This is a genomic window from Desulfocicer vacuolatum DSM 3385, from assembly GCF_900176365.1.
Classification (GTDB): Bacteria; Desulfobacterota; Desulfobacteria; order Desulfobacterales; family Desulfobacteraceae; genus Desulfocicer; species Desulfocicer vacuolatum.
The window spans coordinates 199,786-224,768 of sequence record NZ_FWXY01000002.1 but is presented as its reverse complement, the minus strand read 5'-3'; the positions used below and the strand labels follow the sequence as shown (position 1 = coordinate 224,768).

26 protein-coding genes are annotated in these 24,983 nt (G+C 48.5%); 23 read left to right on the top strand and 3 right to left on the bottom strand.

Features of this window, described 5'->3' with window-relative positions; genetic code table 11:
* The first annotated feature begins 113 nt into the window (after positions 1–113).
* The 15 genes from B9A32_RS02965 to B9A32_RS02895 all read left to right on the top strand — a co-directional run bounded on the left by B9A32_RS02965 (position 114) and on the right by B9A32_RS02895 (position 13,291).
* On the top strand, positions 114–413 hold the full coding sequence (locus B9A32_RS02965) for an FmdB family zinc ribbon protein (protein WP_084066881.1): 300 nt from the start codon (positions 114–116) through the stop codon (positions 411–413).
* 219 nt (positions 414–632) lie between these two features.
* Positions 633–920 (top strand): co-chaperone GroES, encoded by a 288-nt coding sequence (groES, locus tag B9A32_RS02960; RefSeq protein ID WP_084066880.1) that lies wholly within the window; start codon positions 633–635, stop codon positions 918–920.
* An 82-nt stretch (positions 921–1,002) separates the two neighbouring features.
* Positions 1,003–2,658, top strand: coding sequence for a chaperonin GroEL (gene groL, locus B9A32_RS02955; protein ID WP_084066879.1), 1,656 nt, complete (start codon positions 1,003–1,005; stop codon positions 2,656–2,658).
* A 363-nt stretch (positions 2,659–3,021) separates the two neighbouring features.
* Complete coding sequence (gene tolQ / locus B9A32_RS02950; RefSeq protein WP_084066978.1) at positions 3,022–3,738, top strand: protein TolQ; 717 nt, start codon at positions 3,022–3,024, stop codon at positions 3,736–3,738.
* On the top strand, positions 3,738–4,154 hold the full coding sequence (tolR, locus tag B9A32_RS02945) for a protein TolR (protein WP_084066878.1): 417 nt from the start codon (positions 3,738–3,740) through the stop codon (positions 4,152–4,154). The genes tolQ and tolR overlap by 1 nt, the downstream gene beginning before the upstream one ends.
* Positions 4,155–4,261: 107 nt before the next feature.
* Entirely contained in the window at positions 4,262–5,152 is an 891-nt protein-coding gene (locus B9A32_RS02940; RefSeq protein WP_170923675.1) for a cell envelope integrity protein TolA, read from the top strand.
* A 48-nt stretch (positions 5,153–5,200) separates the two neighbouring features.
* The gene (gene tolB / locus B9A32_RS02935; protein WP_084066876.1) at positions 5,201–6,550 is read left to right on the top strand and encodes a Tol-Pal system beta propeller repeat protein TolB; all 1,350 of its coding nucleotides are present in this window, start codon (positions 5,201–5,203) and stop codon (positions 6,548–6,550) included.
* A gap of 425 nt (positions 6,551–6,975) precedes the next feature.
* Complete coding sequence (gene pal, locus B9A32_RS02930; protein WP_084066875.1) at positions 6,976–7,569, top strand: peptidoglycan-associated lipoprotein Pal; 594 nt, start codon at positions 6,976–6,978, stop codon at positions 7,567–7,569.
* 72 nt (positions 7,570–7,641) lie between these two features.
* Complete coding sequence (ybgF, locus tag B9A32_RS02925; RefSeq protein WP_212637643.1) at positions 7,642–8,430, top strand: tol-pal system protein YbgF; 789 nt, start codon at positions 7,642–7,644, stop codon at positions 8,428–8,430.
* 29 nt (positions 8,431–8,459) lie between these two features.
* The gene (locus tag B9A32_RS02920; protein ID WP_084066873.1) at positions 8,460–8,942 is read left to right on the top strand and encodes a crossover junction endodeoxyribonuclease RuvC; all 483 of its coding nucleotides are present in this window, start codon (positions 8,460–8,462) and stop codon (positions 8,940–8,942) included.
* A 159-nt stretch (positions 8,943–9,101) separates the two neighbouring features.
* The gene (gene ruvA, locus B9A32_RS02915) at positions 9,102–9,746 is read left to right on the top strand and encodes a Holliday junction branch migration protein RuvA (protein WP_084066872.1); all 645 of its coding nucleotides are present in this window, start codon (positions 9,102–9,104) and stop codon (positions 9,744–9,746) included.
* Positions 9,743–10,789 (top strand): Holliday junction branch migration DNA helicase RuvB, encoded by a 1,047-nt coding sequence (gene ruvB, locus B9A32_RS02910; protein ID WP_084066871.1) that lies wholly within the window; start codon positions 9,743–9,745, stop codon positions 10,787–10,789. The genes ruvA and ruvB overlap by 4 nt, the downstream gene beginning before the upstream one ends.
* Before the next feature lie 74 nt (positions 10,790–10,863).
* On the top strand, positions 10,864–11,298 hold the full coding sequence (rplM, locus tag B9A32_RS02905) for a 50S ribosomal protein L13 (RefSeq protein WP_084066870.1): 435 nt from the start codon (positions 10,864–10,866) through the stop codon (positions 11,296–11,298).
* 31 nt (positions 11,299–11,329) lie between these two features.
* On the top strand, positions 11,330–11,725 hold the full coding sequence (rpsI, locus tag B9A32_RS02900; protein ID WP_084066869.1) for a 30S ribosomal protein S9: 396 nt from the start codon (positions 11,330–11,332) through the stop codon (positions 11,723–11,725).
* Between the two features lie 129 nt (positions 11,726–11,854).
* Entirely contained in the window at positions 11,855–13,291 is a 1,437-nt protein-coding gene (locus B9A32_RS02895) for an exodeoxyribonuclease I (protein ID WP_084066868.1), read from the top strand.
* A 70-nt stretch (positions 13,292–13,361) separates the two neighbouring features.
* On the opposite strand, the gene B9A32_RS02890 is transcribed toward B9A32_RS02895, so the two are convergent.
* Positions 13,362–13,631 carry an HU family DNA-binding protein gene (locus tag B9A32_RS02890; protein ID WP_084066867.1) on the bottom strand — a complete coding sequence of 90 codons (270 nt, stop codon included), beginning with the start codon at positions 13,629–13,631 and terminating at the stop codon, positions 13,362–13,364.
* A 314-nt stretch (positions 13,632–13,945) separates the two neighbouring features.
* A complete protein-coding gene (locus B9A32_RS02885; protein ID WP_084066866.1) occupies positions 13,946–14,737 on the bottom strand; it encodes a prepilin peptidase in 792 nt (263 codons plus the stop codon).
* Between the two features lie 203 nt (positions 14,738–14,940).
* Here B9A32_RS02885 and lon point away from each other — a divergent pair, with 203 nt between their 5' ends.
* The 7 genes from lon (at position 14,941) to folE2 (ending at position 21,445) form a co-directional block, all read left to right on the top strand.
* On the top strand, positions 14,941–17,325 hold the full coding sequence (gene lon, locus B9A32_RS02880; RefSeq protein WP_084066865.1) for an endopeptidase La: 2,385 nt from the start codon (positions 14,941–14,943) through the stop codon (positions 17,323–17,325).
* A gap of 139 nt (positions 17,326–17,464) precedes the next feature.
* The gene (gene tsaB / locus B9A32_RS02875) at positions 17,465–18,154 is read left to right on the top strand and encodes a tRNA (adenosine(37)-N6)-threonylcarbamoyltransferase complex dimerization subunit type 1 TsaB (protein ID WP_084066864.1); all 690 of its coding nucleotides are present in this window, start codon (positions 17,465–17,467) and stop codon (positions 18,152–18,154) included.
* Between the two features lie 147 nt (positions 18,155–18,301).
* Positions 18,302–19,003 (top strand): phosphatidylserine decarboxylase family protein, encoded by a 702-nt coding sequence (locus B9A32_RS02870; protein WP_232367016.1) that lies wholly within the window; start codon positions 18,302–18,304, stop codon positions 19,001–19,003.
* Positions 19,004–19,111: 108 nt separating this feature from the next.
* Complete coding sequence (gene greA / locus B9A32_RS02865; RefSeq protein ID WP_084066862.1) at positions 19,112–19,579, top strand: transcription elongation factor GreA; 468 nt, start codon at positions 19,112–19,114, stop codon at positions 19,577–19,579.
* 110 nt (positions 19,580–19,689) lie between these two features.
* Positions 19,690–19,893 carry a DNA-directed RNA polymerase subunit omega gene (gene rpoZ, locus B9A32_RS02860; protein WP_084066977.1) on the top strand — a complete coding sequence of 68 codons (204 nt, stop codon included), beginning with the start codon at positions 19,690–19,692 and terminating at the stop codon, positions 19,891–19,893.
* A 26-nt stretch (positions 19,894–19,919) separates the two neighbouring features.
* Positions 19,920–20,642, top strand: coding sequence for a PP-loop family protein (locus B9A32_RS02855; RefSeq protein ID WP_084066861.1), 723 nt, complete (start codon positions 19,920–19,922; stop codon positions 20,640–20,642).
* The gene (folE2, locus tag B9A32_RS02850) at positions 20,639–21,445 is read left to right on the top strand and encodes a GTP cyclohydrolase FolE2 (protein WP_084066860.1); all 807 of its coding nucleotides are present in this window, start codon (positions 20,639–20,641) and stop codon (positions 21,443–21,445) included. The genes B9A32_RS02855 and folE2 overlap by 4 nt, the downstream gene beginning before the upstream one ends.
* Before the next feature lie 358 nt (positions 21,446–21,803).
* Here folE2 and B9A32_RS02845 read toward each other — a convergent pair whose 3' ends face one another.
* Entirely contained in the window at positions 21,804–23,069 is a 1,266-nt protein-coding gene (locus tag B9A32_RS02845) for a D-alanyl-D-alanine carboxypeptidase/D-alanyl-D-alanine-endopeptidase (protein WP_139795683.1), read from the bottom strand.
* Positions 23,070–23,543: 474 nt separating this feature from the next.
* On the opposite strand from B9A32_RS02845, the gene B9A32_RS02840 reads away from it, so the two are divergent.
* The gene (locus B9A32_RS02840) at positions 23,544–24,980 is read left to right on the top strand and encodes a mannose-1-phosphate guanylyltransferase/mannose-6-phosphate isomerase (RefSeq protein WP_084066858.1); all 1,437 of its coding nucleotides are present in this window, start codon (positions 23,544–23,546) and stop codon (positions 24,978–24,980) included.
* Positions 24,981–24,983: the final 3 nt, after the last annotated feature.

Below are 24,983 nucleotides of genomic sequence, written 5' to 3'. Positions count from 1 at the left end.
TTTTGCTTTGTTTCAAATTTTTCCGTGATATCCTTGACAAGGGGTAAAGACTGACTATTTTATCCTTGAATTTGGAATGGATAAAAAAACATCACAGATGGAGACGCAATACAATGCCGATTTATGAATATGAATGCAGTGAGTGTGGACAGATAGAAGAGGCATTTCAGAAGATGTCAGACCCTCCGCTTTCTAAATGTAAACATTGCCAGGGAAGCCTTCATAAAATTCTTTCCAGGAGTTCATTTCATCTAAAGGGTTCAGGGTGGTATGTCACCGATTATGGTGGGAGTACATCCAAAGCAGATGCGGCATCTGCGGGCAAATCTTCCAAAAAGGAATCTGCCACATCCTGTGCCGGGAAACCAGCCAAAACAGATTGCGCCGGTGCGGGTACCGGAACATCAAAATAGCAATTCTGAGTCAAATCACTACGCCTGAAAATTTAATGAATTTCACGGGAATATCTCATTGTTTATGGTGTTTTGATCCCCAGTGGTCATAATATTATATAATGAACCTTTTTTACCACGCAGGAGAAGTGTGTGGTGTGACCTGGAATTCATTAAACCTTAAAATAACCTATATTTGATGAATGTATACTTAATTTTATTAAAAGGAGAATGAACATCATGAGTTTAAGACCATTGCAGGACAGAATTCTGGTTGAGCGTATGGAAGAGATCGAAAAAACCAAGGGCGGAATCATTATTCCGGATACTGCCAAGGAAAAACCCGCAGAGGGTAAGGTTGTTGCCACTGGAAATGGTCGTGTGGGTGAAGACGGAAAGCTGATTCCCATGGATCTTAAAGTGGGAGACACCATTCTTTTCAGTAAATACGGTGGAACCGACGTTAAAATTGACGGTCAGGACTATCTGATCATGCGCCAGGATGATGTTCTGGGTGTAATTGAGTAATTTTTTGCAAAACACCTGTTCAATAAAATTTGATATTAAAAATTTAAAACTGAAAATTAAATATATATGGAGGCCTTGATCAATGGCTAAAGAAATTAAATATGATGCAAAAGCCCGTGAGGCAATGCTCAAAGGTGTTCAGACCCTTGCTGATGCAGTTGTTGTAACCCTTGGACCCAAGGGAAGAAATGTTGTTATCGATAAATCCTGGGGATCTCCCAACGTGACCAAAGACGGCGTAACCGTTGCCAAAGAAGTTGAACTTGAAGACAAGTTTGAAAACATGGGCGCCCAGATGGTAAAAGAAGTTTCCAGCAAAACCAGTGATATGGCCGGTGACGGTACCACCACTGCTACGGTTCTTGCCCGGGCCATCTATGAAGAAGGTCAGAAACTGGTTGTGGCAGGTAACAATCCCATGGGTATCAAACGGGGAATTGACATTGCGGTTTCCAGCATGGTGGCTGAGCTTGAAAAGATGAGCAATCCCACCAAGGATCAGAAAGAAATTGCCCAGATCGGTACCATTTCCGCCAACAGTGATGAAACCATTGGAAACATCATTGCAGAAGCCATGGGTAAGGTTGGTAAAGAAGGCGTCATCACCGTGGAAGAAGCAAAATCCATGGACACCACCCTGGACGTTGTTGAGGGTATGCAGTTTGATCGTGGCTACCTGTCTCCCTACTTTGCCACCAATGTTGAGAAAATGGTTGCCGAGCTGGAAAATCCCTTTATTCTTATCTGCGACAAAAAAATCAGCAGCATGAAAGATCTTCTGCCGGTGCTGGAAGAAGTGGCTAAAATGGGTAAACCCCTTGTGATTATTTCCGAGGACATTGAAGGTGAAGCCCTTGCCACACTGGTTGTGAATAAGATTCGCGGTACCTTGAATGTGGCTGCTGTGAAGGCCCCCGGTTTTGGCGACAGAAGAAAAGCCATGCTGGAAGATATTGCCATTCTCACCGGTGCCCAGGTGGTTTCCGAAGAGATGGGTCTAAAGCTTGAGAATGTGGGCGTGAACGATCTGGGTCAGGCCAAATCCATTGTGATTGACAAAGACAATACAACCATCATTGACGGTGCCGGTTCCAGAGAAGCCCTTGAAGGTCGTGTGAAAATGATCCGTGGTCAGGTGGAAGAAACCTCTTCTGACTATGACCGTGAGAAACTCCAGGAACGTCTGGCAAAACTCATTGGCGGTGTGGCTGTTATCAGTGTGGGTGCTGCCACAGAAACTGAAATGAAAGAGAAAAAAGCCCGTGTGGAAGATGCGCTCAATGCCACCCGTGCCGCCGTTGAAGAAGGGGTTGTCCCCGGTGGTGGTGTGGCCCTGGTTCGTGCCAGTGCCGGTCTTGCTTCCCTTGAAGGTGACCAGGAAGAGCTTCTTGGCATCAAAGTTATTGCCCGGGCCATTGAAGAACCCCTGCGTCAGATTGCCAACAACGCCGGTGTGGAAGGCTCTGTTGTCATTAATAAGGTTAAAGAAGGTGAAGGTTCATTTGGGTACAATGCCAGAACCAACGTCTACGAAGATCTCATTGTGGCAGGTGTTATTGATCCCAAAAAAGTGGTTCGATTTGCCCTTCAGAATGCAGCCAGTGTGGCATCTGTGATGCTCACCACCGAGGCCATGATCGCTGAAATGCCTGAAGAAGGCGGTGCTGCCGGCATGGGCGGCGGAATGCCCGGTGGCGGCATGGGCGGCATGGGCGGTGGAATGCCCGGTATGATGTAATCTAAAGGCTTAGCTTGTGACCATAATCTTTGCCACATTGAAAAATATTGTTTGATTTAATCAATTCCATGGTGCGTTTTTTAAATTCGCTCTTGGGAATCAGTTTGACATGAATTCGGCAAAGGTATTGTGTCAGCCTTTTGGTAATATTAAAAACCCCTGTGCGGACCTGCACAGGGGTTTTTTTGTTTCACAAATTCAAGCTCTGCTTGACATGGTAATGTATCTAATATAGCATTGGCAATGGTTTAAACTTCATCTATGCCATATGATTGGCTGGGAAACGGATGGCACATCCATATCCTTGCTGTGATTTCCGGTGCTGGATGCCTCCTTTATGTAATTTTTAATATGGAGTATGATATGAGTCCTGAATCCGCTGGTATATTCCACATGTTGACCAGCGCAGGTCCGGTGGTTAAGTTGGTGCTGCTGCTGCTGCTCTTTTTTTCCATTACGTCCTGGGCCATTGTATTTATTAAATATCGATATATTCGTAACGCCCATCGCTCTTCGGTGGCCTTCATAGATCTGTTTTGGCAATGTCGAAATCTGGGGGATGCCTTTGCCCGGGCACGATCCCTTAAAACCAGCCCTGTGGCGCGTTTGTTCATGGCAGGCTATATGGAAATTAAAAAAAACGGAGAGGCAGAGGCTGACCCCGGGGGGAGTAAATCACAAGACGATGCCATGACCGGATTCCAATTAATGGGGAGTGTGAAACGGGCCCTACGGCGTTCCATTGATGTGGAACTTCGTCGACTGGGACAACTGGTTCCCTTTTTGGCCACGGCGGGAAACACCGCTCCTTTTATCGGATTGTTTGGTACTGTGTGGGGAATCATGAACACCTTTCGGGGGATTGGGCAGAGTCAGTCGGCAAGCCTTGCGGTGGTGGCACCCGGGATTTCAGAGGCCCTTATTGCCACGGCAGCAGGTCTGGCGGTTGCCATTCCCGCAGTGATTGCCTATAATTATTTTATTTCCCGGATTCGTGTGCTGGATTCTGAACTCCAGGGGTTTGCCGCAGATTTTTTAAATTTGATTGAACGTGATATTCAACGCAATAAGGGGGTGTGATGCAGTCAGGTTTCAATCGGGATGAACTGGTTTCCGAAATTAATGTGACCCCTTTTGTGGATGTGATGCTGGTGCTGTTGATTATTTTCATGGTGGCAGCTCCCATGATGGTCCAGGGTGTGGATGTGAATCTTCCCAGGACCGCTGCCGTTCCCCTGGAGGAGAAAATCGATCATCTGGTCGTTTCCGTTAGGCAGGATGGGCAGGTATACCTCAATGAGCAGGCGGTGGGAGTGGATTATCTCACCCGTAAGCTTGAGTTGGTTTTGACTGATATGGGAAGCAGGGATGTTTACCTCAAAGCAGACAAATCGGTTCCCTATGGCAGGGTGGTGGATATCATGGCCCGGATTAAAAAGGCCGGTGTCACCAATCTTGGCATGGTTACGCTGCCCGAAACCGATGATCCCTCTTGATTTATGCCATGACATTATTCCACTCCACAACAGGCTCAAATCGGAGGAGAGTTCGAAATAACAAAGAAGCACACAGCCAGTTTAATCCACTGCTCTTTGGGGTTTCCGTGATTTGTCACTTTGTTGTGTTTGCTGCCTTTTTTTTCATCCAGAATCTTGTTCCCTCCCCGCCTGTGCAGCTGCCCATGGTAAAGGTAAACCTGGTTTCCCTTGGGGAAATTAATCCGGTGGACGAACCTTCTCCGCCGGTGCCTCTGGACACATCGGGTGAAAAAATCACCACCCCATCCTCCCATGAGACGTTGGTGGAACCGGAACCCCCGGCCCCCCCGGTCAAGGTTACATCGAAAAAAATAATTGAGCTGCCCCCGGTGTCCTCTCCGGTGCCCGTGGCAAAGATTCCTGTCAAAACCCCCGGAGTAAAAAAAAAGAGTGTTCTGGAAAAAAAAATCCAATCCTCTCCTGAGCCTACCCCTTTAAAGCCTGCGGTTCCCCGAAAAAAGATCTCTTTGAAAAAAAAGACCTACCAGCCGGAAAAAGTGCTTGCCAGCCGTAAAAAACAGATGGCCAAGACGGTTAAAAAACAGGAAAAAAATTCCATTGATACGGCATTGAAACGGCTACAGAAAAAAGTAGCGGCCCAGGGCAGTAAACAAGGGGCAATGTTTGGGGCAGATGGCGCCAGGATCTCGGGAAATGGCAATAAAACCCGGGCCATTGATCTTTATAATCTTGAATTGATGTACCGTATTCAGCAAAACTGGGCCTTTAACCCCCAGCTTGCCGGTGGCAATGATTCAACTGAGGTGCGGATTCTCATTAAAATTTTGAAATCAGGACAAATTCGGGATATCTGGTTTGAAACCCGTTCCGGCAATCGTTTGCTGGATGAATCTGCCTTAAAGGCGGTGAAAAAATCCAACCCTCTGTCCCCCCTGCCAAAGGGGTATCAGTCCTATGATGTGGGGTTGATTTTTACACCGTCCGGATTGATGTAGCGCCTTGTTTTCATCAGTGGTCCATGGCTTGAAAAGAGGAGAAAGTAGATGACACACAGTGGTGGAGGGAGTGTTTTGAAATATTGCAAGCGTTTTTTGATATTCGGGATCATTGCTGTATTGTTGTCAGTGCCCATGGCGCTTTATGCGCAACAGCATACCTACATTAATATCAAAGACCCATTCATACGAAAGGTTCCCCTGGCGGTATCGGCATTCAAACCCTTGTCCGGCACCGGGGCTGAATCCCTCCATGGTGAAATGGCCAGAACAATTCTGGTGGAGGGGATGGCATTCACCGGCTATATTGATGTGATGGATTCGGCCTCTTTTCCGGAAAGGCCTGCCGTGTCCGGCATCACCGGGGCCCACCTGCATTTTAAAAAATGGACCCGCATGGGTGCAGAGCTCCTTGTCACCGGCGGTATTATTGAACAACAGGGAAATATTCGTCTTGAGATGCGGCTTTTTGACCCTTTTAAAGAAAAACTGGTGGTGGGAAAAGTTTATACAGGAAGGGCCTCGGAGCTTCGCACCATGATCCATCGGTTTTGTGGAGAAATCAGTCTATACCTCACCGGAAAACGGGGGGTTTTTGGCAGTCGCATTGCCTTTGTGTCCCGGGTGGGGGGGAATAAGGAAATTTTTATCAGTGATTTTGACGGATATGCTCCCCGGCAGGAGACCCATCATAAGAGTATTACTTTGTCTCCGGCCCTTTCCCGGGACGGCCGGTGGTTGGCATACACCTCCTATGTGAACGGAAAGCCTGATATCTTTGTCTTGAATTTAAAAAATCGGGCCAAAACCACCATTGCCTTTAAAGGAATGAATATCACACCGGCCTGGGTGCCGGGAAAATTTGAACTCATGGCCACTTTGAGTCTTGACGGAGATCAGGAGATATACCTGCTTTCCGGAAAGGGAAATATTCTCAAGCGCCTCACCCGCAGCTGGGGGATTGACGTTTCTCCCCAGGTCTCCCCGGATGGCAGAAAGGTTGCCTTTGTTTCCCGACGGGGAGGGTCCCCCCAGATTTATGTTAAAAACCTTGACACCGACGGAGTGATGCGGGTGAGTTTTCAGGGGAAATACAACACATCTCCGGCATGGTCCCCCTCTGGGGATAAGCTTGCCTATGTGGGTATTGTAAAGAATAAAATTGATATTTATGTCACTGGTTTTGACGGTTCTGCCCCCATGCAGCTCACCCGGGACCAGGGGGATAATGAAGATCCCTCCTGGTCCCCCGACGGCGGTTTTATTGTTTTTTCCTCCACACGGGAAGGCGTATCAAAAATTTATGTGATGACGGCCCGGGGAAGTGAACCAAGACGTCTTGTCAATTTGCCCGGAGCCCAGACCGATCCCCAGTGGGCCCCTGGTTATTCAAATTAATATCTTTGTTGATTTTGTTAAGCCCATATTGTGGTTTGTTTTTTGATACCCTCGACTCTTGCAATCACAATATATGCTATCTGGCCAGATTGAATTTAAATCGATTTTAAATTTTAACAGCTCCGCCAATTTTATGTGGCTGGAATTTTAAGATATATATTGTTATTCAAATACGAGCATCAATGCAATATATGGTATTTTTATTGCCAAATTTTAAATTGGTTCTGAGTTTGGCGAAGGTATTGTAAGTACTCGTCAGTCCTAAGTTCTCTGCATGTTGTATATGGAGATTTGCTAAACCCTTGAAATCATAGAACCTGTGCCTTAAAGCTTGAATTTATAGGCCTTAATGATTTCAATGAGTTATGAGAAGTTAGGAATCTTGAGGTAAGTACAGATCATTAATAATTTATAAAGGAGATGGTATGAAAAAACAACTGGTGCGTAATCTGATCATGGGGCTGATGGTTGCAGCCCTTGCCCTTACAGTGTCCTGTGCCAAAAAAAATGTGATGGGGGATCCGGCAGATCTGGCACAGAATTCAGGTGAAATTTCAGCAGAAGAGGCCGCACGCATGGCGGCCCAGGAAAAAGAGAAGGCCCTTGCCCAACAGCGTCTCCAGGAGCAGACCATGCAGGAGAACGCTGTCAGGGTGGCTGCCATGGCTGCCAAAGAAGCCAGGGAAGCGTTTGAAAATCGTGATATTTTGTTCGGTTATGACAGCGCGGTCCTCTCTGCTGAGGCCCGCCAGCTGTTAAAGGAAAAGGCCCGCTGGCTTGAAGCCAACCCCGACCGTAATGTGGTGGTCCAGGGACATTGTGATGAGCGGGGAACCACAGAATATAACCTGGCACTGGGGGATCATCGAGCCACTGCTGTGAAGAATTTTCTCACAAATATGGGAATACCGGGAAGTCAAATTGTCACCATCAGTTATGGCGAGGAAAAACCCCTTGACATGGGGCGTGGAGAGGACGCCTGGCGTAAAAATAGACGCGCTCATTTTGTGATTTTGTAAAGGATGGATGTGATGCCCAGGTTTATTTTTCAAATTTTTTTCGTAGCTTGTCTGGCAGTGCTGTCGGGGTGTGTGTCTGATCAAGATATGCTTATCCTTAAAAATAGAGTGCATTCCCTTGAAATGGACAATGCCCGGCATTTGGAAAAACAGAAAACCTACGATCGGAAGCTGAATAAAGAGTTTGCTGAGATAACGGGTCGTGTGGGCAGCAATGATCGCATGACCCGGGAAAAATATGCTGAAATAAACGCTTTGCTGGATGGGTTTCGGGATGAGATCCGGGTGTTAACCGGCCGTGTGGAAACCCTTGAGTTTCTCATTGACCGGGACGGGGCAGGGGATACGGCTGCTGCATCCAAGGAGCTCAAACGTCTGGATGGTGCCATTTCCCGGAATTATCAACGCCTGATGGCCCTGGAGGCCCATCTGGGACTGGAACCCACTGACACGCCATCTGACACTTTGCCATCAGATAAGCCGGACGGCAGTGAATCCGGCATGTATACGGCTGCCAAAACCCTTCTTGATAACGGTGATAACAAAGGGGCCAGAAAAAATTTTGAAACCTTTATTAAAACCTTTCCCGATTCTACCAATGCGGACAATGCTCAATTCTGGATTGCTGACAGCTATTACCGGGAAAACTGGTATGAAAAGGCAATTTTGGAATACCAAAAAGTCATTGAAAAATATGCCTCGGGAAATAAGGTACCGGCTGCGTTGTTAAAGCAGGGGTATGCCTTTGCAAATCTGGGGGAAAAGGGCAATGCCCGCTTGATATTAAAGGAGTTGATACGTAAATATCCCGGAACCAGTGAGGCAAAGATTGCCAGGGAAAAACTGGAGACCCTTGACTAAGGACTGCCTTCTTTCATGGTGATCATAAAATGATTAAAGTGGTGGGCATAGACCCCGGGCTTGCCGGTACCGGTATTGGCATGGTGCAGGGCCGGGAAAACCGTGTGTCCGGTTATGAGTTTGGCAGCATTAAAACCACCCCGGAACAATCCCTTGTGGATCGACTGGAACTTATCTATGCCAGAACCCTTGCCTATCTGTGCCGCCAGAAGCCCGATCTTGTTGTGATTGAAGATATCTTTTCCCTGGGAAAGTATCCGGCATCCGGGATTACGCTGGGAAAGGTCACCGGTGTTTTGTTGCTGGCCGCAGGACGGGCCGGATCACGGGTGCAGGAGATCCAGGTGCGCGAAGCCAAAAAAGTGGTCACTGGAAGCGGGGCTGCAGATAAACACCAGGTGGAGCGATCGGTGCGAAATCTTTTGTGCCATGAAGGGGCCATCAGGCCTTTTCATGCCTCGGACGCCCTGGCCCTGGCCCTGGCCGGATTTTTTCGAAAAAGGTGGAAGTGACAGCATCGTCCCCCGGGGGGGGAGCTCTGCTGAGGTAAGCCTGGAAAATACGCCACGGGCGGACCGTATTTTGACCCGGCTCTGCCCACAACAAAGTTTGAAATACACCCCTGATTCACGGAGTATTTCATATAAAAAAAAGAAGAAAAAAGTTTAAAGATGATTGGATACATGGAAGGTCGGATTTTACGAACCGCCGAAGAGGGCATTCTACTGCTGGTGGGGGGGGTGGGATATGAGATTGTCCTGCCCCTTTTTGTGCTTGAAAACATTAAAAAACACCCCCCGGAAGAGACAATTTCTTTGTTTATTTACCATAATCAAACAGAAAGACAGCCCCGGCCGGTGCTCATCGGGTTTGAATCTGAAACGGAAAAGGCTTTTTTTCAACTTTTTATTTCAGTGGATGCCATTGGGCCCCTGAAGGCGGTGAAAGCCATGGATCGGCCGGTGTCTGACATTGCCTTTGCCATTGAAAATCGGGATGAAAAGATGCTTGCCACCCTGAAGGGCATTGGGAAACGCACGGCCCAGAAAATCATTGCGGCCCTCCATGGCAAGGTGTCCATGTTTATTGCCCATCCCCAGGGACCGGGGAGCGGGGATGCCGCTCGGGTATCCCCAGGGGAAGGGGAGGAACTTTCCCATGAGGTGGCAGCCCAGGTGGTGGATGTGCTGGTCCGGCAATTAGGCTATGCCGCCCCCATTGCCCGGAAGATGGTGGCCCTTGTCATTGCTGAAATTCCTGGGATTTCAACCGCAGAAGAGTTGTTTGATGCGGTGATAAGGAGGGCAGGATCATGACATCAGATGATGATATCATAGCCTTTAGTTCCACAGAAACATCCCTTGTTTCACCGGATGCCCATCCCGTGGACAGAGAAATCGATGTCAATGTGCTGCGACCCCGGCGCTTTATTGACTATGTGGGGCAGGCGGAAACCGTTGAAACCCTTAAAATTGCCATTGCCGCCGCCAGAATCAGGGGGGAATCCCTGGAGCATATTCTGCTCCATGGGCCACCGGGGCTTGGCAAAACCTCCATGGCCCATATCATTGCCACGGAAATGGGGGCCGGGGTGACCATTACCTCGGGCCCGGCCCTGGAAAAAGGGGGAGATCTTCTGGGAATGCTCACCAACCTTGGGGACGGAGACTTTCTTTTCATTGATGAAATCCATCGAATCCCCAAGACTGTTGAGGAGTTTTTGTATCCGGCCATGGAGGATTTTGCCGTTGACTTTGTCTTTGACAAAGGGGTGCATGCCAGAAGTCATCGATACCGGCTCAAGCAGTTTACCCTGGTGGGGGCCACCACCAGGGTGGGCCTGCTCTCTTCTCCACTGCGGGATCGGTTCGGGCTGTTTCGAAATTTTGACTTTTATGATCTGGAAGACCTGGTCACCATTGTGAAGCGATCGGCAACCCTTCTCAATGTGCGCATGACCCATGATGGGGCATTGGAGCTTGCCACCCGTTCCCGGGGGACCCCCCGCATTGCCAATCGACTGCTTAAGCGGGTGAGGGATTATGCCCAGGTCAAGGCCCGGGGGAAGGTGACCCCGGAAACAGTGGGGGCCGCATTGCAGCTCGAAGGGGTGGATGGCATGGGATTGACCCCTTTGGATCGAAATTATCTGAACACCATTATTAAGTTTTACCGGGGGGGGCCTGTGGGCATTGAGGCCGTGGCTGCCACACTCCAGGAAGAGACTGACACCTTGGTGGATGTTGTGGAACCCTATCTTTTAAAAACCGGTTTGCTGCTGCGCACCTCTGCCGGACGAAAGGCATCTGCAAAGGCCCATGAGCATCTGGGCATGCCCTTCCAGCGGGAGTTGTTTTGACCAAAATAGCCCTTGACATTTTTAGGGGGATGGGTTAATTAGTTCAAATTATTTTATAACAGGAGTGTAGAAAATTGAAAAAATATACATATAGTGCAAAACGATCGGATAATCCGGAAAACTGGTGCGTTATTGATGCCAGCGACAAGGTGCTGGGTCGCATCGCCTCTGAGGTTGCGGCCCGGATCAAGGGAAAACGCAATCCCCTTTATACCCCCCATGTGGATATGGGTGACTGGGTAATTGTTATTAATGCCGACAAAATACGCCTCACCGGTAATAAGTGGGATCAGAAAGTTTACTATCGTCACACCGGCTACACCGGTGGGATCAAGTCCACCAGCGTCAAGGAACTTCTGGAAAAAAAACCTGAAGATATCCTTCGAAAAGCGGTGCGGGGCATGCTTCCGAAAAACAGATTGGGGCGAAAACTCAATGGCAAGCTTTATGTCTATGCCGGAGAAGAGCATCCCCATGCTGCACAGAAACCCGAGGTCGTTGAATTATAATTTAAGAAAAAATAAAGGACGGTAGTCATTTATGGAGAATGAAAATATATATTACGCAACCGGCAAGCGTAAGAGTTCCATTGCCAAAACATGGTTAACGCCGGGTAATGGTAAAATAACTGTGAACAATAGAAGTCTTGAAGATTATTTTGTTCACCTTGATGCACGGAAGATTCTGGAATCTCCCCTGGTCATGACGGAAAATACTGACGCTTTTGATATTAATATCAAGGTGCTGGGCGGTGGCATCATGGGGCAGGCCGGTGCGGTGCGACACGGCATCACCAAGGCTCTTGTCATGGCAGACCCGGATCTGAGAGGCATGCTGAAAAAAGCCGGATACCTCACCCGGGATTCCCGGATCAAAGAGCGTAAAAAATATGGTCAGAAGGGTGCCAGGGCCAACTATCAATTTTCCAAAAGATAGGCAGTGGTTCATATGGATTTTCAGGAGCAGGCAGGTATTTACTGTCGGCTCCTTTTTTTTATCCGGGCTTCCGTTTTTTAAGAATTAACCACACAGACCCCACAGGATCGTCTCCCTCCTTTTAAATCCATGAAAACATTTCTATTTTATGACATTGAAACCAGTGGTCTGAATACGGCATTTGATCAGATTCTCACCTTTGCGGCCATCCGTACAGACCTTGGATTAAAGGAAATTGACAGAACCTCTGTGGTGGTTCAACTGCGTCCGGATGTGGTACCGTCCCCCGGTGCTTTTATCACCCATCGTCTTTCCCCGGCATCGTTGATGAAAGGGGTGTGTGAATATGATGCAGCCCTTGCCATTCACAGAATTATCAATGCCCCGGGTACCATCAGTCTGGGGTATAATACCCTTGGGTTTGACGATGAGTTCTTGCGTTTTACCTTTTATCGTAATCTTCTTGATCCCTACACCCACCAATACGCCAACGGCTGTTTCCGCATGGATATTCTTCCCCTGGCTGTTCTTTATCGGCTGTTTGTCCCCCTTGACATCCATTGGCCTGAAAATGATGGCAAGCCCAGCATGAAACTGGAGCTCATCAGCAAAGAAAATGCCCTGGTTACATCCGGGCGTGCCCATGATGCCATGGTTGATGTGGAAGCCACCCTGGCCCTGGCCCAAAGGCTTTTTACCCGGGGTGAAATGTGGGACTATTGCCGAACCTTTTTCAATAAGGCCCATGAACCCACGCACATGGGCCGCCTTGAGCGTCGGAAGATAGGGCTGGCCGGCTCCTTTTATCTGGGAATAATGGTGTCGCTGTCCTTTGGGGCCAAATACAATTACATGGCTCCGGTGCTGTGCATTGGGCCTTCCAGGGTGTATGGTAATCAGACGCTGTGGCTGCGCCTGGATGCCAAAGGCTTTCCCGGCGGAGAGGCTGAGCCGGTTGACCCTGATAAAATTTTCATCATTCGAAAAAAAAAGGGAGAGCCCCCTATTGTTTTACCGCCCCTGGAGCGTTTCTGGGGCCGATTATCCCCGGAGCAGCAAACCATGGCCCATGAAAATATGGAAATCCTTGCCAATCACTTTTCATGGTTTACGGAGCTCATTGAATATCACAAGAACTATACCTATCCTGTTGTGCCGGATTTGGATGCAGATGCCGGGTTATACCAGGAAGGCTTTTTTTCATCCATGGAAAAAAATGAGATGGCGGGGTTTCACCGTGCAGCACCGGCCGGACGGCTGGATTCTATAAAGAAAATGAGCTGCCCCCGGGTCAAGAATCTTGCTGCCCGGGTATTGTTTAGAAATTTTTCCAGTGAAATGCCCCCGGAGGCTCTGGATGAAAATGGTGGATTTGATCGGGAAAGTTACATGGAGCGCGTTCGCCGGGGAGGGCTTAATCCCATAAAAGGATTCAGAAATGATATTCGTTACGGGGCAGATCAGGCATTGAAGGAGATTGCAGATTTATTGGCTGACAGGAAACAATTTGATGCAGAGCAGATTGCCCTGCTGGAGGAGATCCACCAGCATATCCAGGCCATGTAAGGATGGATAAAAAAGCTGTATTCGGATGGCAGGAATCCGAATACAGCAACAGGATTATAAAATCCAGACTTTATTTTACAGCGTCTTTCAAAGCTTTTCCCGGGACGAATTTGGGCACATTTCTGGCCGGAATATCAATTTCGTCTCCGGTCTGGGGATTTCTTCCCTTTCTGGCTTTTCGTTCGGTGGTCTTAAATGTGCCAAAGCCCACAAGGGTGACGGTTTCCTTTTCTGCAAGGGCATCGGTGATGGTGGAAAGTGCACAGTCCACGGCTGCCTGGGCTTCTTTCTTGCTGCTAAGTACTTCTGCTACTTTGTTAATGAGGTCGCCTTTGTTCATATCTCTTTACTCCTTAATTTGCAAAATGACACCATGGAACATGGGGGGATATCAATTTGCGGTCAATGGTGATGGGTTGTGCAGTCTGTCCTATATGAAAAAAATACATTAAAGCATGATCTTTTTGTGGCTTCTGATAGTGGGATGACTGGCCATGAATTGTCCTAAGTGCCTTGTAAGTACCGTGGTTGCGGTCTTTGTGTCAAGAACTTATTAGCCTGTCCCGATAAAATATTGCACAGAAGCCCCCGGGGAAATATTGGTTTAAAGAACGGCAAACCCATGGGGGACAAAAAAAAGTGTCCAATGCTTTTTCAGTAAATCAGGGCAAAGTACCACTGGATGAGTGCTTTTCCCTTGAAAATATAGGTAATTGCCCCCATGGACAGATAGGGTCCAAAGGGGATTCTTAAACGGGGAGCCATGGTTCTTTTTGCCATCATGATAACACAGCCGGCAAGGGTGCCCAGGAGCGATCCGGCAAACAGGGTGAATAATACTCCCTGCCAGCCGGTGGCGGCACCGATCATGGCCAGAAGCTTAATGTCCCCCCCGCCCATTCCCTCTTCTTTTCGAATGAAATAGTAAATCATGGCCACCGCGTAAAGGGAGCCTCCTCCCATGAGGATACCTGCCAGGGATGTCTGCCATGGATGGTGCCCTGACAGGACAGATGCCAGGGCAAAAACAGGAATGCCGGGAAGTGAGATGATGTCCGGAATGATTTGGAAATCATAGTCAATGAAGGCCACCACAATGAGGGTGCATAAGAAAGTGAACCAGACACCGCTCTGGACAGATATGCCAAACCGGGCCACCGTGGCCAGGGCCGCCAGGGCCGTTAAAATTTCCACGGCGGGATACCGCATGGAAAAAGGGGTATGGCATTGGTGGCATTGGCCCCGGAGGATGATGTAACTTAAAATGGGAATGTTAAAATAAAAAGGGATGGCATGCCCGCAGGTGGGGCAGGATGATCCGGGAAAGAGGATGGATTTTCCCCGGGGAACTCTGTAAATACATACATTGAGAAAACTTCCCACACATGCACCGAAAATAAAAGCCATGAAAGGAATGGTAAAAGGTGGTACAGCTTTTGGAATCATGGCAACAATCCTTGTATGGGTGACAGATCAGTGGGCCGGTCCGGCCAAAATGACCAGCACCTTCTTTATCCTTAGAAAAAAAAATAGCCGGTGTCAATAGGTCCATGACATTAAAAAAGTGTACTTTCACCGTTGTAAAGGGCAAAAAATGCCTTATTGTTAGGATCTGATTGATATTATATATGTAATAAAAAGGAGTTCAAATGGCGGAAACCGATATGGACGATCTTATTGAAATAATAGAAAAAGAGACAGATATCAGTGAAATCCCAACCTCTCTTCCCATGATGCCGGTGAGGGATGTGGTGGTGTTCACCGATATGCTGATTCCTTTGTTTGTGGGAAGGGATAAATCCATCAAGGCGGTGGAGGCGGCAGCGGATACGGATCGTTATCTTTTCATGTGCGCCCAGAAGGTGGCAGATGATGAGAACCCCGGTAAGGATGATGTCTATCAGCTGGGGACCGTGGGACGGATACAAAAAATGTTAAAGCTTCCCGACGGACGGATCAAGGCATTGATACAGGGTATTACCAAGGCCCGGGTGGTTAAGTTTAAAAAACAGAAACCCTGGTTCCAGGTAGAAGTGGAGATGGTGGAAGATAAAGAAATCGACACCGTTGATATTGAAATTGAAGCCCTTATGCGCAACGTCCGGGATAGCAGTGAAAAAATTCTGGCATTACGCGGAGAGGTGTCCGGGGATGTGGGGATGATTCTTGAGCAGATTGAGTCTCCCGGAAAACTTGCCGATCTGGTGGCGTCAAATTTGAGGCTTAAAGTTGAAGATGCCCAGAATCTTCTGGAAACCGTTGATCCTGCCCAGCGTCTTTTAAGGGTGAATGATCTTCTGGCCCGGGAGGTGGAATTGTCTGCGGTTCAGGCCAAGATTCAGACCAATGTGAAAGATGAAATTTCCAAAACCCAGCGGGATTATTATCTCAGGGAACAGGTCAAGGCCATCCATCGGGAGCTGGGTGACAATGATGAAAAAATAGCCGAGGTCAATGATTACAGTCAGAAAATAAAAAAAGCCAAGATGCCCGAAAAATGTCATAAAGAGGCATTAAAGCAACTCAAGCGACTTGATCAGATGCACTCAGACTCCTCCGAGGCTTCCATTATACGGACCTACCTTGACTGCATTGTGGAGATGCCCTGGAGTAAATCCACCAAGGATTTCCTTGATATTCAAAAGGCAGCCCAGGTGCTGGAAAGGGATCACCATGGCCTGGAAAAAGTAAAAGAGCGGATTCTGGAGTATTTGAGCGTTCGGAAGCTTAACCCTTCCATGAAGGGGCAGATTATCTGTTTTTCCGGCCCTCCCGGGGTGGGAAAAACCTCCCTTGGTCAGGCCATTGCCAAGGCCATGAAACGAAAATTTGTGAGAATTTCCCTGGGGGGCATACGGGATGAGGCGGAAATCCGGGGGCACAGAAGAACCTATATCGGTGCCATGCCCGGAAGAATTCTCCAGGGGCTCAGACAATGCGGCACCAATAATCCTGTGTTCATGCTCGATGAGATTGATAAACTGGGCAGTGATTTCAGGGGAGATCCCTCTTCGGCCCTTCTGGAAGCCCTGGATCCGGAACAGAACACCGAGTTCAGTGACCATTATCTTAACATGCCCTTTGATCTTTCCAAGGTGCTCTTTGTCCTCACCGCCAATGTTACGGACACCATTCCGTCGGCCCTGCTGGATCGCATGGAAGTCATTGAAATTTCCGGATACACCCGGGAGGAAAAGGCTGTGATTGCAGAACGGCATCTTTTTCCCCGACAGCTGCGGGAAAACGGTTTAATCCGTCGTTCCATCACCGTCACCTCCGGTGCCATGGACACCCTTATTTCCCAGTACACCATGGAGGCGGGCCTCCGGAATCTTGAGCGAAAACTGGGGGCCATCTGTCGAAAAATTGCAAGAAAGATTGCAGAAGGTCAAAAGGGAAAATTCCAGGTAACCAAGGCCACATTGCAAAAATATCTGGGACCTCCTGTGTTCCAGCCGGAACTGGACCAGGAAGAAAGTCAGGTGGGGCTGGTCACCGGCCTTGCCTGGACTGAAGTGGGTGGGGAACCCCTTTACATTGAAGTGTCCCTGTGCCACGGCAAGGGGGAGCTCACAGTCACCGGACAGATCGGTGATGTCATGCAGGAGTCGGCCCGGGCTGCTTTTACCTGTATCAAGGCGGATATGGATATTCTCGGCATTGACAAAGACGCCTTTGAAACCAAAGATATTCACATCCATGTGCCGGCCGGAGCCATTCCCAAGGACGGACCTTCTGCCGGTATTGCCATGGCCACAGCCCTTATTTCCGCCTTCACCGGAAAGGTTGTGAACAATAAAGTTGCCATGACCGGGGAAATTACCCTCAGGGGGCGGGTGCTGCCCATTGGCGGGCTTAAGGAAAAGGCTCTGGGCGCCCTCCGGGCAGGCATCAAGACCATTGTCATTCCGGAAAAAAACAAAAAAGATCTCCACGATCTTCCCGCCGGGGTGAAACGAAAGATCAAGTTTATTCCGGTGCGGGATCTGGCCCAGGTGCTTGAGGTTGCCTTTGTTGACCGGGATCAGGACTGATGACGGTTTCACCATAATCAATTTTACAAGGAATGACCTGCCGGCTGTCACATGCTGCATATCCATGCCGTTGAAACCGCCACGGGCCGGTCTCCCGGTTTTGAAAGGCATTATCATTGAGCACAGAGGAGGGGAGTAAATGAAAATTCTTGCCGTGGATACGGCGGAGCAAGGGTGCAGCATTGCCCTTGTAAACGACGGTGTTCCCGTGTGTGAACGCTATGGTTCAGGCTTGAAAAATCATGCTGTCACCCTTTTACCCCTGGTGGAAAAAATGCTGGTGGAGGATGCCGGTGTTTGCCTTGACGGGCTTGACGGGTTTGTGGTGTCCCGGGGGCCGGGCAGTTTCACCGGTCTTCGCATTGGGCTCAGCATGGTCAAGGGGCTTGCCCTTGCCACGGGAAAACCCGTGGCAGGTATTTCCAGCCTGGACGGCATTGCCTGGCGCATGAGTCATGCAGCGCTGCCGGTGTGTGCCATGCTTGATGCCCGGCGGGGGGAGGTATATTGCGCCTTGTATCAATTTGAAAACGGCGTGCTGATGTCCAAAGGGGAAGAGATGGTTGTGTCGCCGGAAACCGCCCTGGCCATGGTGGGCAAGAGGGCGCTGTTTGTGGGGTCCGGGGCCGCGGCCCATGCCCGGTACATCATCCGGGAGTTGGGGCCGGATGCTGTTTTTGCCCCGGCATTTCAGAATCATGTCAGTGCCCCGGCCCTGGCCCATGTTTTTTTCCAGGACCCCCATGGATACCTGAAAGATCCTGCGGCCCTGGTGCCGGTTTATCTTCGACGTTCTGATGCTGAAATAAATTATTCCAAAGCCAGGTAACATTTTTTCAGCGCTTTGTTTTTCAAGACAGTGTGCCATGCCCGGGGTGAAAAAAGCCCTGGCATGTTTCACTTCGGGGATTGTTGACAACCCACATGCGCTCTGGTATTATTATATTTTTTTACATTAATGTGGGTAGATAACCCCATGAAAAGGGATGTTAAAATAGAGATGAAAGATATTAAATGGCCGGAAAAAGCAGGCTTTATCATTGCTGCCCCCGGCTTTAAATATATTGGCATCGCCGGTGTTATTGCCGCACTTGCCATGGGGTTGGGCGGTGCTGTTTCCGGAGGGATTGGCCTTGGTCTGTTTGCTTTTGTCTGCTGGTTTTTTCGTGATCCTGAACGAACAATTCCCCCACAATCCAATGCCCTTGTCTCCCCGGCCGACGGTAAGGTTATCAGCATTGAGACCATTGAAAATTCAACCGTTGTCAGCGGATCATGCATCCGGGTGTGTATCTTCATGAATGTGTTTAATGTACATGTCAATCGGGTGCCCATGGGGGGGAAGGTGGAAAAGGTCACCTATTTTCCCGGAAAATTTTTCAATGCATCCCTGGATAAAGCCTCAGAGCACAATGAACGCAATGCACTGGTCATTAAAACCCCCCAGGGGGCGGTTTACGGGGTGGTACAGATTGCAGGTCTTATTGCCAGGCGAATTGTGTGCCACATAAAGCCCGGGGATCGTCTGGAACGGGGTAAAAGATATGGAATGATACGATTTGGTTCCCGTCTGGACCTTCATCTGCCCCTGAATACGAATATTGCTGTGACCCTGGGTCAAAAAGTCAGTGCAGGGTCATCCATTGTGGGCTATCTTGGCCGGGAACATGAAAAATAAGGCCATTGCCGGATAAAAATATACTTTTAGTTTTTTTCTGCCTTATCGTTGCACAAATATTGTGCGGTAAGGCGTTGTTTTTTTATGAACAAATGGAGATAATTAACGTTGGAGCAAATACCAATCACCGTTGAGGGATATAAAACCCTGAAAGCGGAACTTGAGAGATTAAAAACCATTGATCGACCGGAGAATATCAAGGCCATTGAAACGGCCCGGGCCCATGGTGATCTTTCTGAAAATGCGGAGTTTGATGCGGCCAAGGATCGCCAGTCCTTTATTGAAGGCAGAATCGGTGAACTGGGATATAAGCTTGCCAGTGCCAAGGTAATTGATCCTGATACAGTGGCCAAAGATTGTGCCCGGTTTGCATCCCGGGTATTGCTTGAAAATCTTGATTCTGAAGAAGAAGTGGAATATATGCTGGTGGGACAGGAAGAGTCGGACATCGATAAAGGCCGTATTTCCATCACCTCTCCCCTGGGCCGAGCCTTAATTGGTAAAAAGCCCGGTGATGAAGTGGTTCTCCAGGCCCCCGGCGGTAAAAGAAGTTATGAGGTCATTGAAATTTTATAGCTGCCACGGGCAGATTTTGATGTTGATCTCGCTCTGCCCACAACAAAGCATGAAGATTGTCCCGGTTTACCGGGTTTTTCATAAAAAATGTTAAACAGAGAGGAAAATTCATGGCAAGAGTAACCATTGAAGACTGCCTGAAAAATGTTCCCACCCGTTTTGCTTTGGTTCACATGGCAGCAAAGCGTGTGAGGCAGGTGAGCGAAGGTGCTGAATTTCTTATTAGACCGGCCAGAAATGGAGATGCCGTCATGGCCTTGCGCGAAATCGCAGCCGGGCGAGTGACCCTTAAAGGTTTCACAAAAAAAAGGTAACCCCCATTCAACCGTTCAGACCCCAGATGAGCAGAAAAGTGAACCATCTCATGGGCAAGGCCTTGAGTGACTACGGGATGATTCGCCATGGAGACCGCCTGATGGTGGCTGTTTCCGGGGGCAAAGACAGCCTGTTCATGCTCAATGCCCTGGAAAGCTTTAAGAAAAAGGCGCCCATTGCATTTGATCTGGTGCCGGTGTATGTGGATCCGGGGTTTGACAATGGATTTGCTCCGGCACTTAAATCGCTGGTTTCTCGATTTTCCGGCAGCATGACGGTGAGGTACACCGACCATGGGGTGCGAGCCCATGGCGAAGATAACAGGGAAAACCCCTGTTTTTTATGTTCCCGGCTGAGGCGTACCTCGCTTTTTGAAATGGCAAAGGAAAAGGGGTGCACCCGGATTGCATTGGGACATAACAAGGATGACATCATTGAAACCCTTTTTATTAACATGTTTTATTCCGGTCGCATGGGAACCATGGTACCCAGTCAATCCTTTTTTAAGGGAAATATCACCATTATTCGTCCCCTGGCCTATGTTGAAAAAAAAGATATTGTTAAACTGGCTAAACGACTGAAATTTCCTGATTTTATTAACCCCTGTCCCAGTGATGGTCACTCCAAGCGCAGTGTGATAAGAGATATGCTCCGGGAGATCTATCGGGACAATCATCATATTAAAGGCAATATTTTCAGGGCCATGGGAAATATTGAAGCAGATTATCTGTTAAAGAAGAGCTTATGATTGATATGCAAAAAATGCGGGATTACCGCAATATCCCCATCGACAAAGTCGGAATCAAAGGACTTCGTTATCCCATTAAGGTCAGGGATAAAAAAAGCAGTGGGTTACAGTCCACCATTGCCGAAATAAGCATGTATGTGGATCTTCCCCATCAATGTAAGGGAACCCACATGAGCCGGTTTGTGCAGATGCTTCACACCTTCCGGTCCCAGGTATCCCTGGAATCCATCATGACCATTCTGGAGAATATGAAGACCACTCTGGAGGCCACTTCTTCACACATTGAAATTATCTTTCCCTATTTCATTGAAAAAAAATCCCCTGTCACCGGTTCCAAAGGCCTCATGGACTACACCTGCACCATCATCGGTTCTTCCCATCCCGACGAAGACAGGGATATGGTGCTAAGGGTGGCTGTTCCCATCACCTCTGTGTGTCCCTGTTCCAAAGAAATCAGTGATTTTGGTGCCCATAATCAACGGGGGGAAGTGTGTGTCAGCACCCGATTTAAAAAATTTGTGTGGATTGAAGATATCATTGAACTGGTGGAGCATGCTGCCTCCTGTGAGGTCTATTCTGTTTTGAAAAGAGAGGATGAAAAGCACGTCACCGAATTTGCCTATAATAATCCAAAATTTGTTGAGGATGTGGTGCGGGATGTGGGTAAGGTGTTGCTGGAAGATGATAACATCACCTGGTTTTCGGTGAGTGCTGAAAATTTTGAATCCATCCATAACCACAGCGCTTACGCCTTTATTGAGCATGGGGATCCCGGGATACATGGTGGCGGTACCTCCCATTGATACTGCCCCCCTCCAACGATTGATTACTTTTTTATATAACCCACATGTTCTATCGGACACAACGAATATAGGGTCGTAGACGCGGAGCCAAATAGTATTATGCCGCCCCCCCGAGGGGCAATGGCCCGGCCGGAACTGTAGACAGCTCAATTGGCCGGTTCCCATTGCCCCTCGGGGGGGCTCTGCTGAGGTTACCCGGAAGTTTTATTTTCTAATAAAATCCACATGGCTGTAACCTCCAGCCACAACAAATAATGAAAAAGTAGTTGCTGTTAAGACCCAGTATCCAGCACCTAATACCCAGTACCTGCTTTTTCAGGACAGATCGCATTCTGTCTGGGGCACCTGAAACATCCTGTCAGCCTTTAATTTTCCATTCACGCACTATTTTTTGCAGCTTTTTTTTGATTTTCTCATATCCCTTATTTTCTTGATTCACCATGATAACAAAGGGATAAAGTTCTCCCTGCCTGTTTTGGAAATAACCGCATCGGGTGCGAACTCCCTGAAGGGTTCCTGTTTTATAATATTCATTTTTTTCATATCTCATTAACCCATGGTGGGGCTTAAAGGCCTGTAAAATTCTTAACATGGACCGGGGGGAGATGCGGTTTTGCCGGGAAAGTCCAGATCCTTCTTCAATAAAAAGGTCTTTTATTCCAAGGGAGGCGGCATGGGCCATTGCCACCTTGATGCCTTTTTCAAGGGTGGCAGGCGCCCCTTCTTGCTTGAGAGCCAGGGTCAGGAAAAGCTGGTTGGCCATGAAATTATTGGAATAGTAAAGTAGTTTTGCCACCACCTGCCTTAAATCGTATGGCGAGCGCCAGGCGAACATGAGACGATCCCCGGCATTCACTTCTGCCATTGTTATTGTTTTTTCTGTTTTTATTCCTTCCTTTTCAAGAAACCATGTAAAAAGATGTCCGGCATATAGTGCTTGGGTTCCATGGGCCAATGGAATTCTTCCTGATTTCATGCCGGCTCCGGCAATTATTTCCCGGGCAAAGGGCACAAGGGGGGTTTCTTTTTCTGCGCTGATCCATGGTGTGGCACTTCCGGCAGCCGGGGGGGCATCCCCACCGCTCTTGGGGCCCGTGGTTTTAAAAGATATGGTGTTAAAATTTGCCGAGAGTGCACCCACCGGGGCATCATAGGGGTTTTTACTGCCACCGGTTCCCGGGATGACAATACCCTTTTTAAAAGCAGATCCATCAACCATAATTTGCTGGATGTGTGATATATGGTTTTTTTGAAGTATTTTTTTTATATGTGTTGAAACGGTGCGAATTTCCCGGGAAGTCAACAGGGGGTCTCCCTGTCCTCTGATTTTGAGGTTGAGGTGTTTATCCAGGAGAAAATCCGTTGTGAAATGAAAGTTTTCTCCCAGATATTTCAGGGCTGTGAGGGCTGTGAACACCTTGATGGTTGATGCGGGAATAAATTGACGGGTTGCATTTTTTTCAAACAGAATCTCTCCTTCGGGGGCTGCCAGGATGATCCCCGCACCGGGGGTGAGTTCCCGGGCCATGGAATGATATCCGGGAAAAAAGAAACAGCAGATAAAAAAAAATATGTGACAGATCTGTCTTTGTTTTTGGGGGAAAAGCGTGCAATGGGGTGTCATGTTGTCCTGGAGGCCGGTGTTATGGGTTGTTTGTAAGGTCTTGAAAATATTATGCTCCACACGGAATGTGGTTCATGCCCGGGAGAGATGATTTCATTGGACTTTGTATTACATCTTCATGGGGCCCGGCAGGGCACCTTGAAAACTTATGTCCGGGGATCTTGAATAAAAGCATAATGTATATTAAACATGAATCAGATTTAAAATCAAACGTCTGACATGATTCATTTTCCAGTTTGCACGTTTATATGAAATACTCCGCCAATCAGGGGAGTATTTCAAACTTCGTTGTGGGCAGAGCCGGAGCAGAATACGGTCCGCCCGTGGCGGTTATAGAAAAATATACCCGTTTTCCGGGAAAAATTTGATCGAAAGGTGTAAACTACTTTTGACGTTGTATGAAAAATGCCAAACGCCTTAATTTTAATTGTGGATATCTGCCAATCTGTAAGTTGAGCTTAAAAGGAGCGTTTTATGATCGTACCTGTCATCCTTGCCGGTGGTTCCGGAACCAGACTCTGGCCCTTGTCCCGGGGGCTTTTCCCCAAACAGCTCATTAACCTCATTGATGCGAAGTCAATGCTTCAAAATACCCTGTTACGGCCCCTTGGTATTCCGGATATCGCCCCGCCGGTGGTGATCTGCAACGAAGATCATCGCTTCATGGCAGCAGAACAGATGCGACGGATAAATTGCACCGGTACCATTCTTCTGGAACCGGTGGGCCGTAACACAGCTCCGGCCATTGCAGCGGCAGCCCTTCAGGTGGTCCTTGAAAATCCCCGGGCAACCTTGTTGATTCTGCCTGCGGATCACGATATAAAGGATCTGGCTGCTTTTAACGGGGCTGTTGCCGCCGGAGAAGCCCATGCGGCTGCCGGATATCTTGTTACTTTTGGTATTGTCCCCACCGGCCCTGAAACCGGATATGGATATATTAAAAAAGGCGATTCTGTGACGTTAAATCCAGGAGAAGATGCCACGGGATGCGCCATTGAGCGGTTTGTGGAAAAACCGGATCTTGAAACAGCCAAAGAATATGTGGCATCGGATGAGTATCTCTGGAATTCGGGTATGTTCATGTTCCGGGCCGACAAGGTTCTGGAAGCGTTGACCCTGCATGTTCCTGATATGGTCACTGCCTGCCGGGATGCCCTGGAAAAAGGGGAAGAAGACCTTGATTTTTTCCGTCTGGACAGCAAATCCTTTGCCCGTTCCCCATCGGATTCCATTGATTATGCGGTGATGGAAAAAACAGAAGACGGGGTTGTGATTCCCCTGGATGCCGGCTGGAACGATGTGGGCTCCTGGGATGCCCTGTGGCACACCGGTGAAAAGGACAAAGACCATAATGTGCTCAAGGGAGACGTTTTGGTCAGTGATGTTAAAAATTGTTATCTCAATGCAGAAAGTCGTCTCATCGCAGCGGTGGGACTTGAAAACCATGTGGTGGTGGAGACCAAAGATGCTGTGCTGGTGGCCCCCCGGAACAGGGTCCAGGAAGTGAAAAGACTGGTGGAGGCTCTGAAAAAGAAAGATCGACCCGAGGTCACCACCCACCGGGAGGTGTTTCGGCCCTGGGGGTCCTATGAAACCATTGATCTTGGTCCCCGGTTCCAGGTGAAGCGCATCACTGTGAAACCCGGTGCCAAGTTGTCTTTGCAAAAACATTTTCACAGGGCAGAGCACTGGACAGTGGTCTCCGGCACTGCCATCATCACCAAGGGAGAAGAGGAAATTCTTCTCCGGGAAAATGAGTCTGTGTACATTCCCCTTGGATATGTGCATCGCATGGAAAATCCCGGCAGGATTCCCCTGGAACTCATTGAAGTTCAATCCGGCAGTTATCTGGGGGAGGATGATATTGTGCGGTTTGACGATATCTATGGCCGGGAAAAGAAAAGGGGGTAAGAG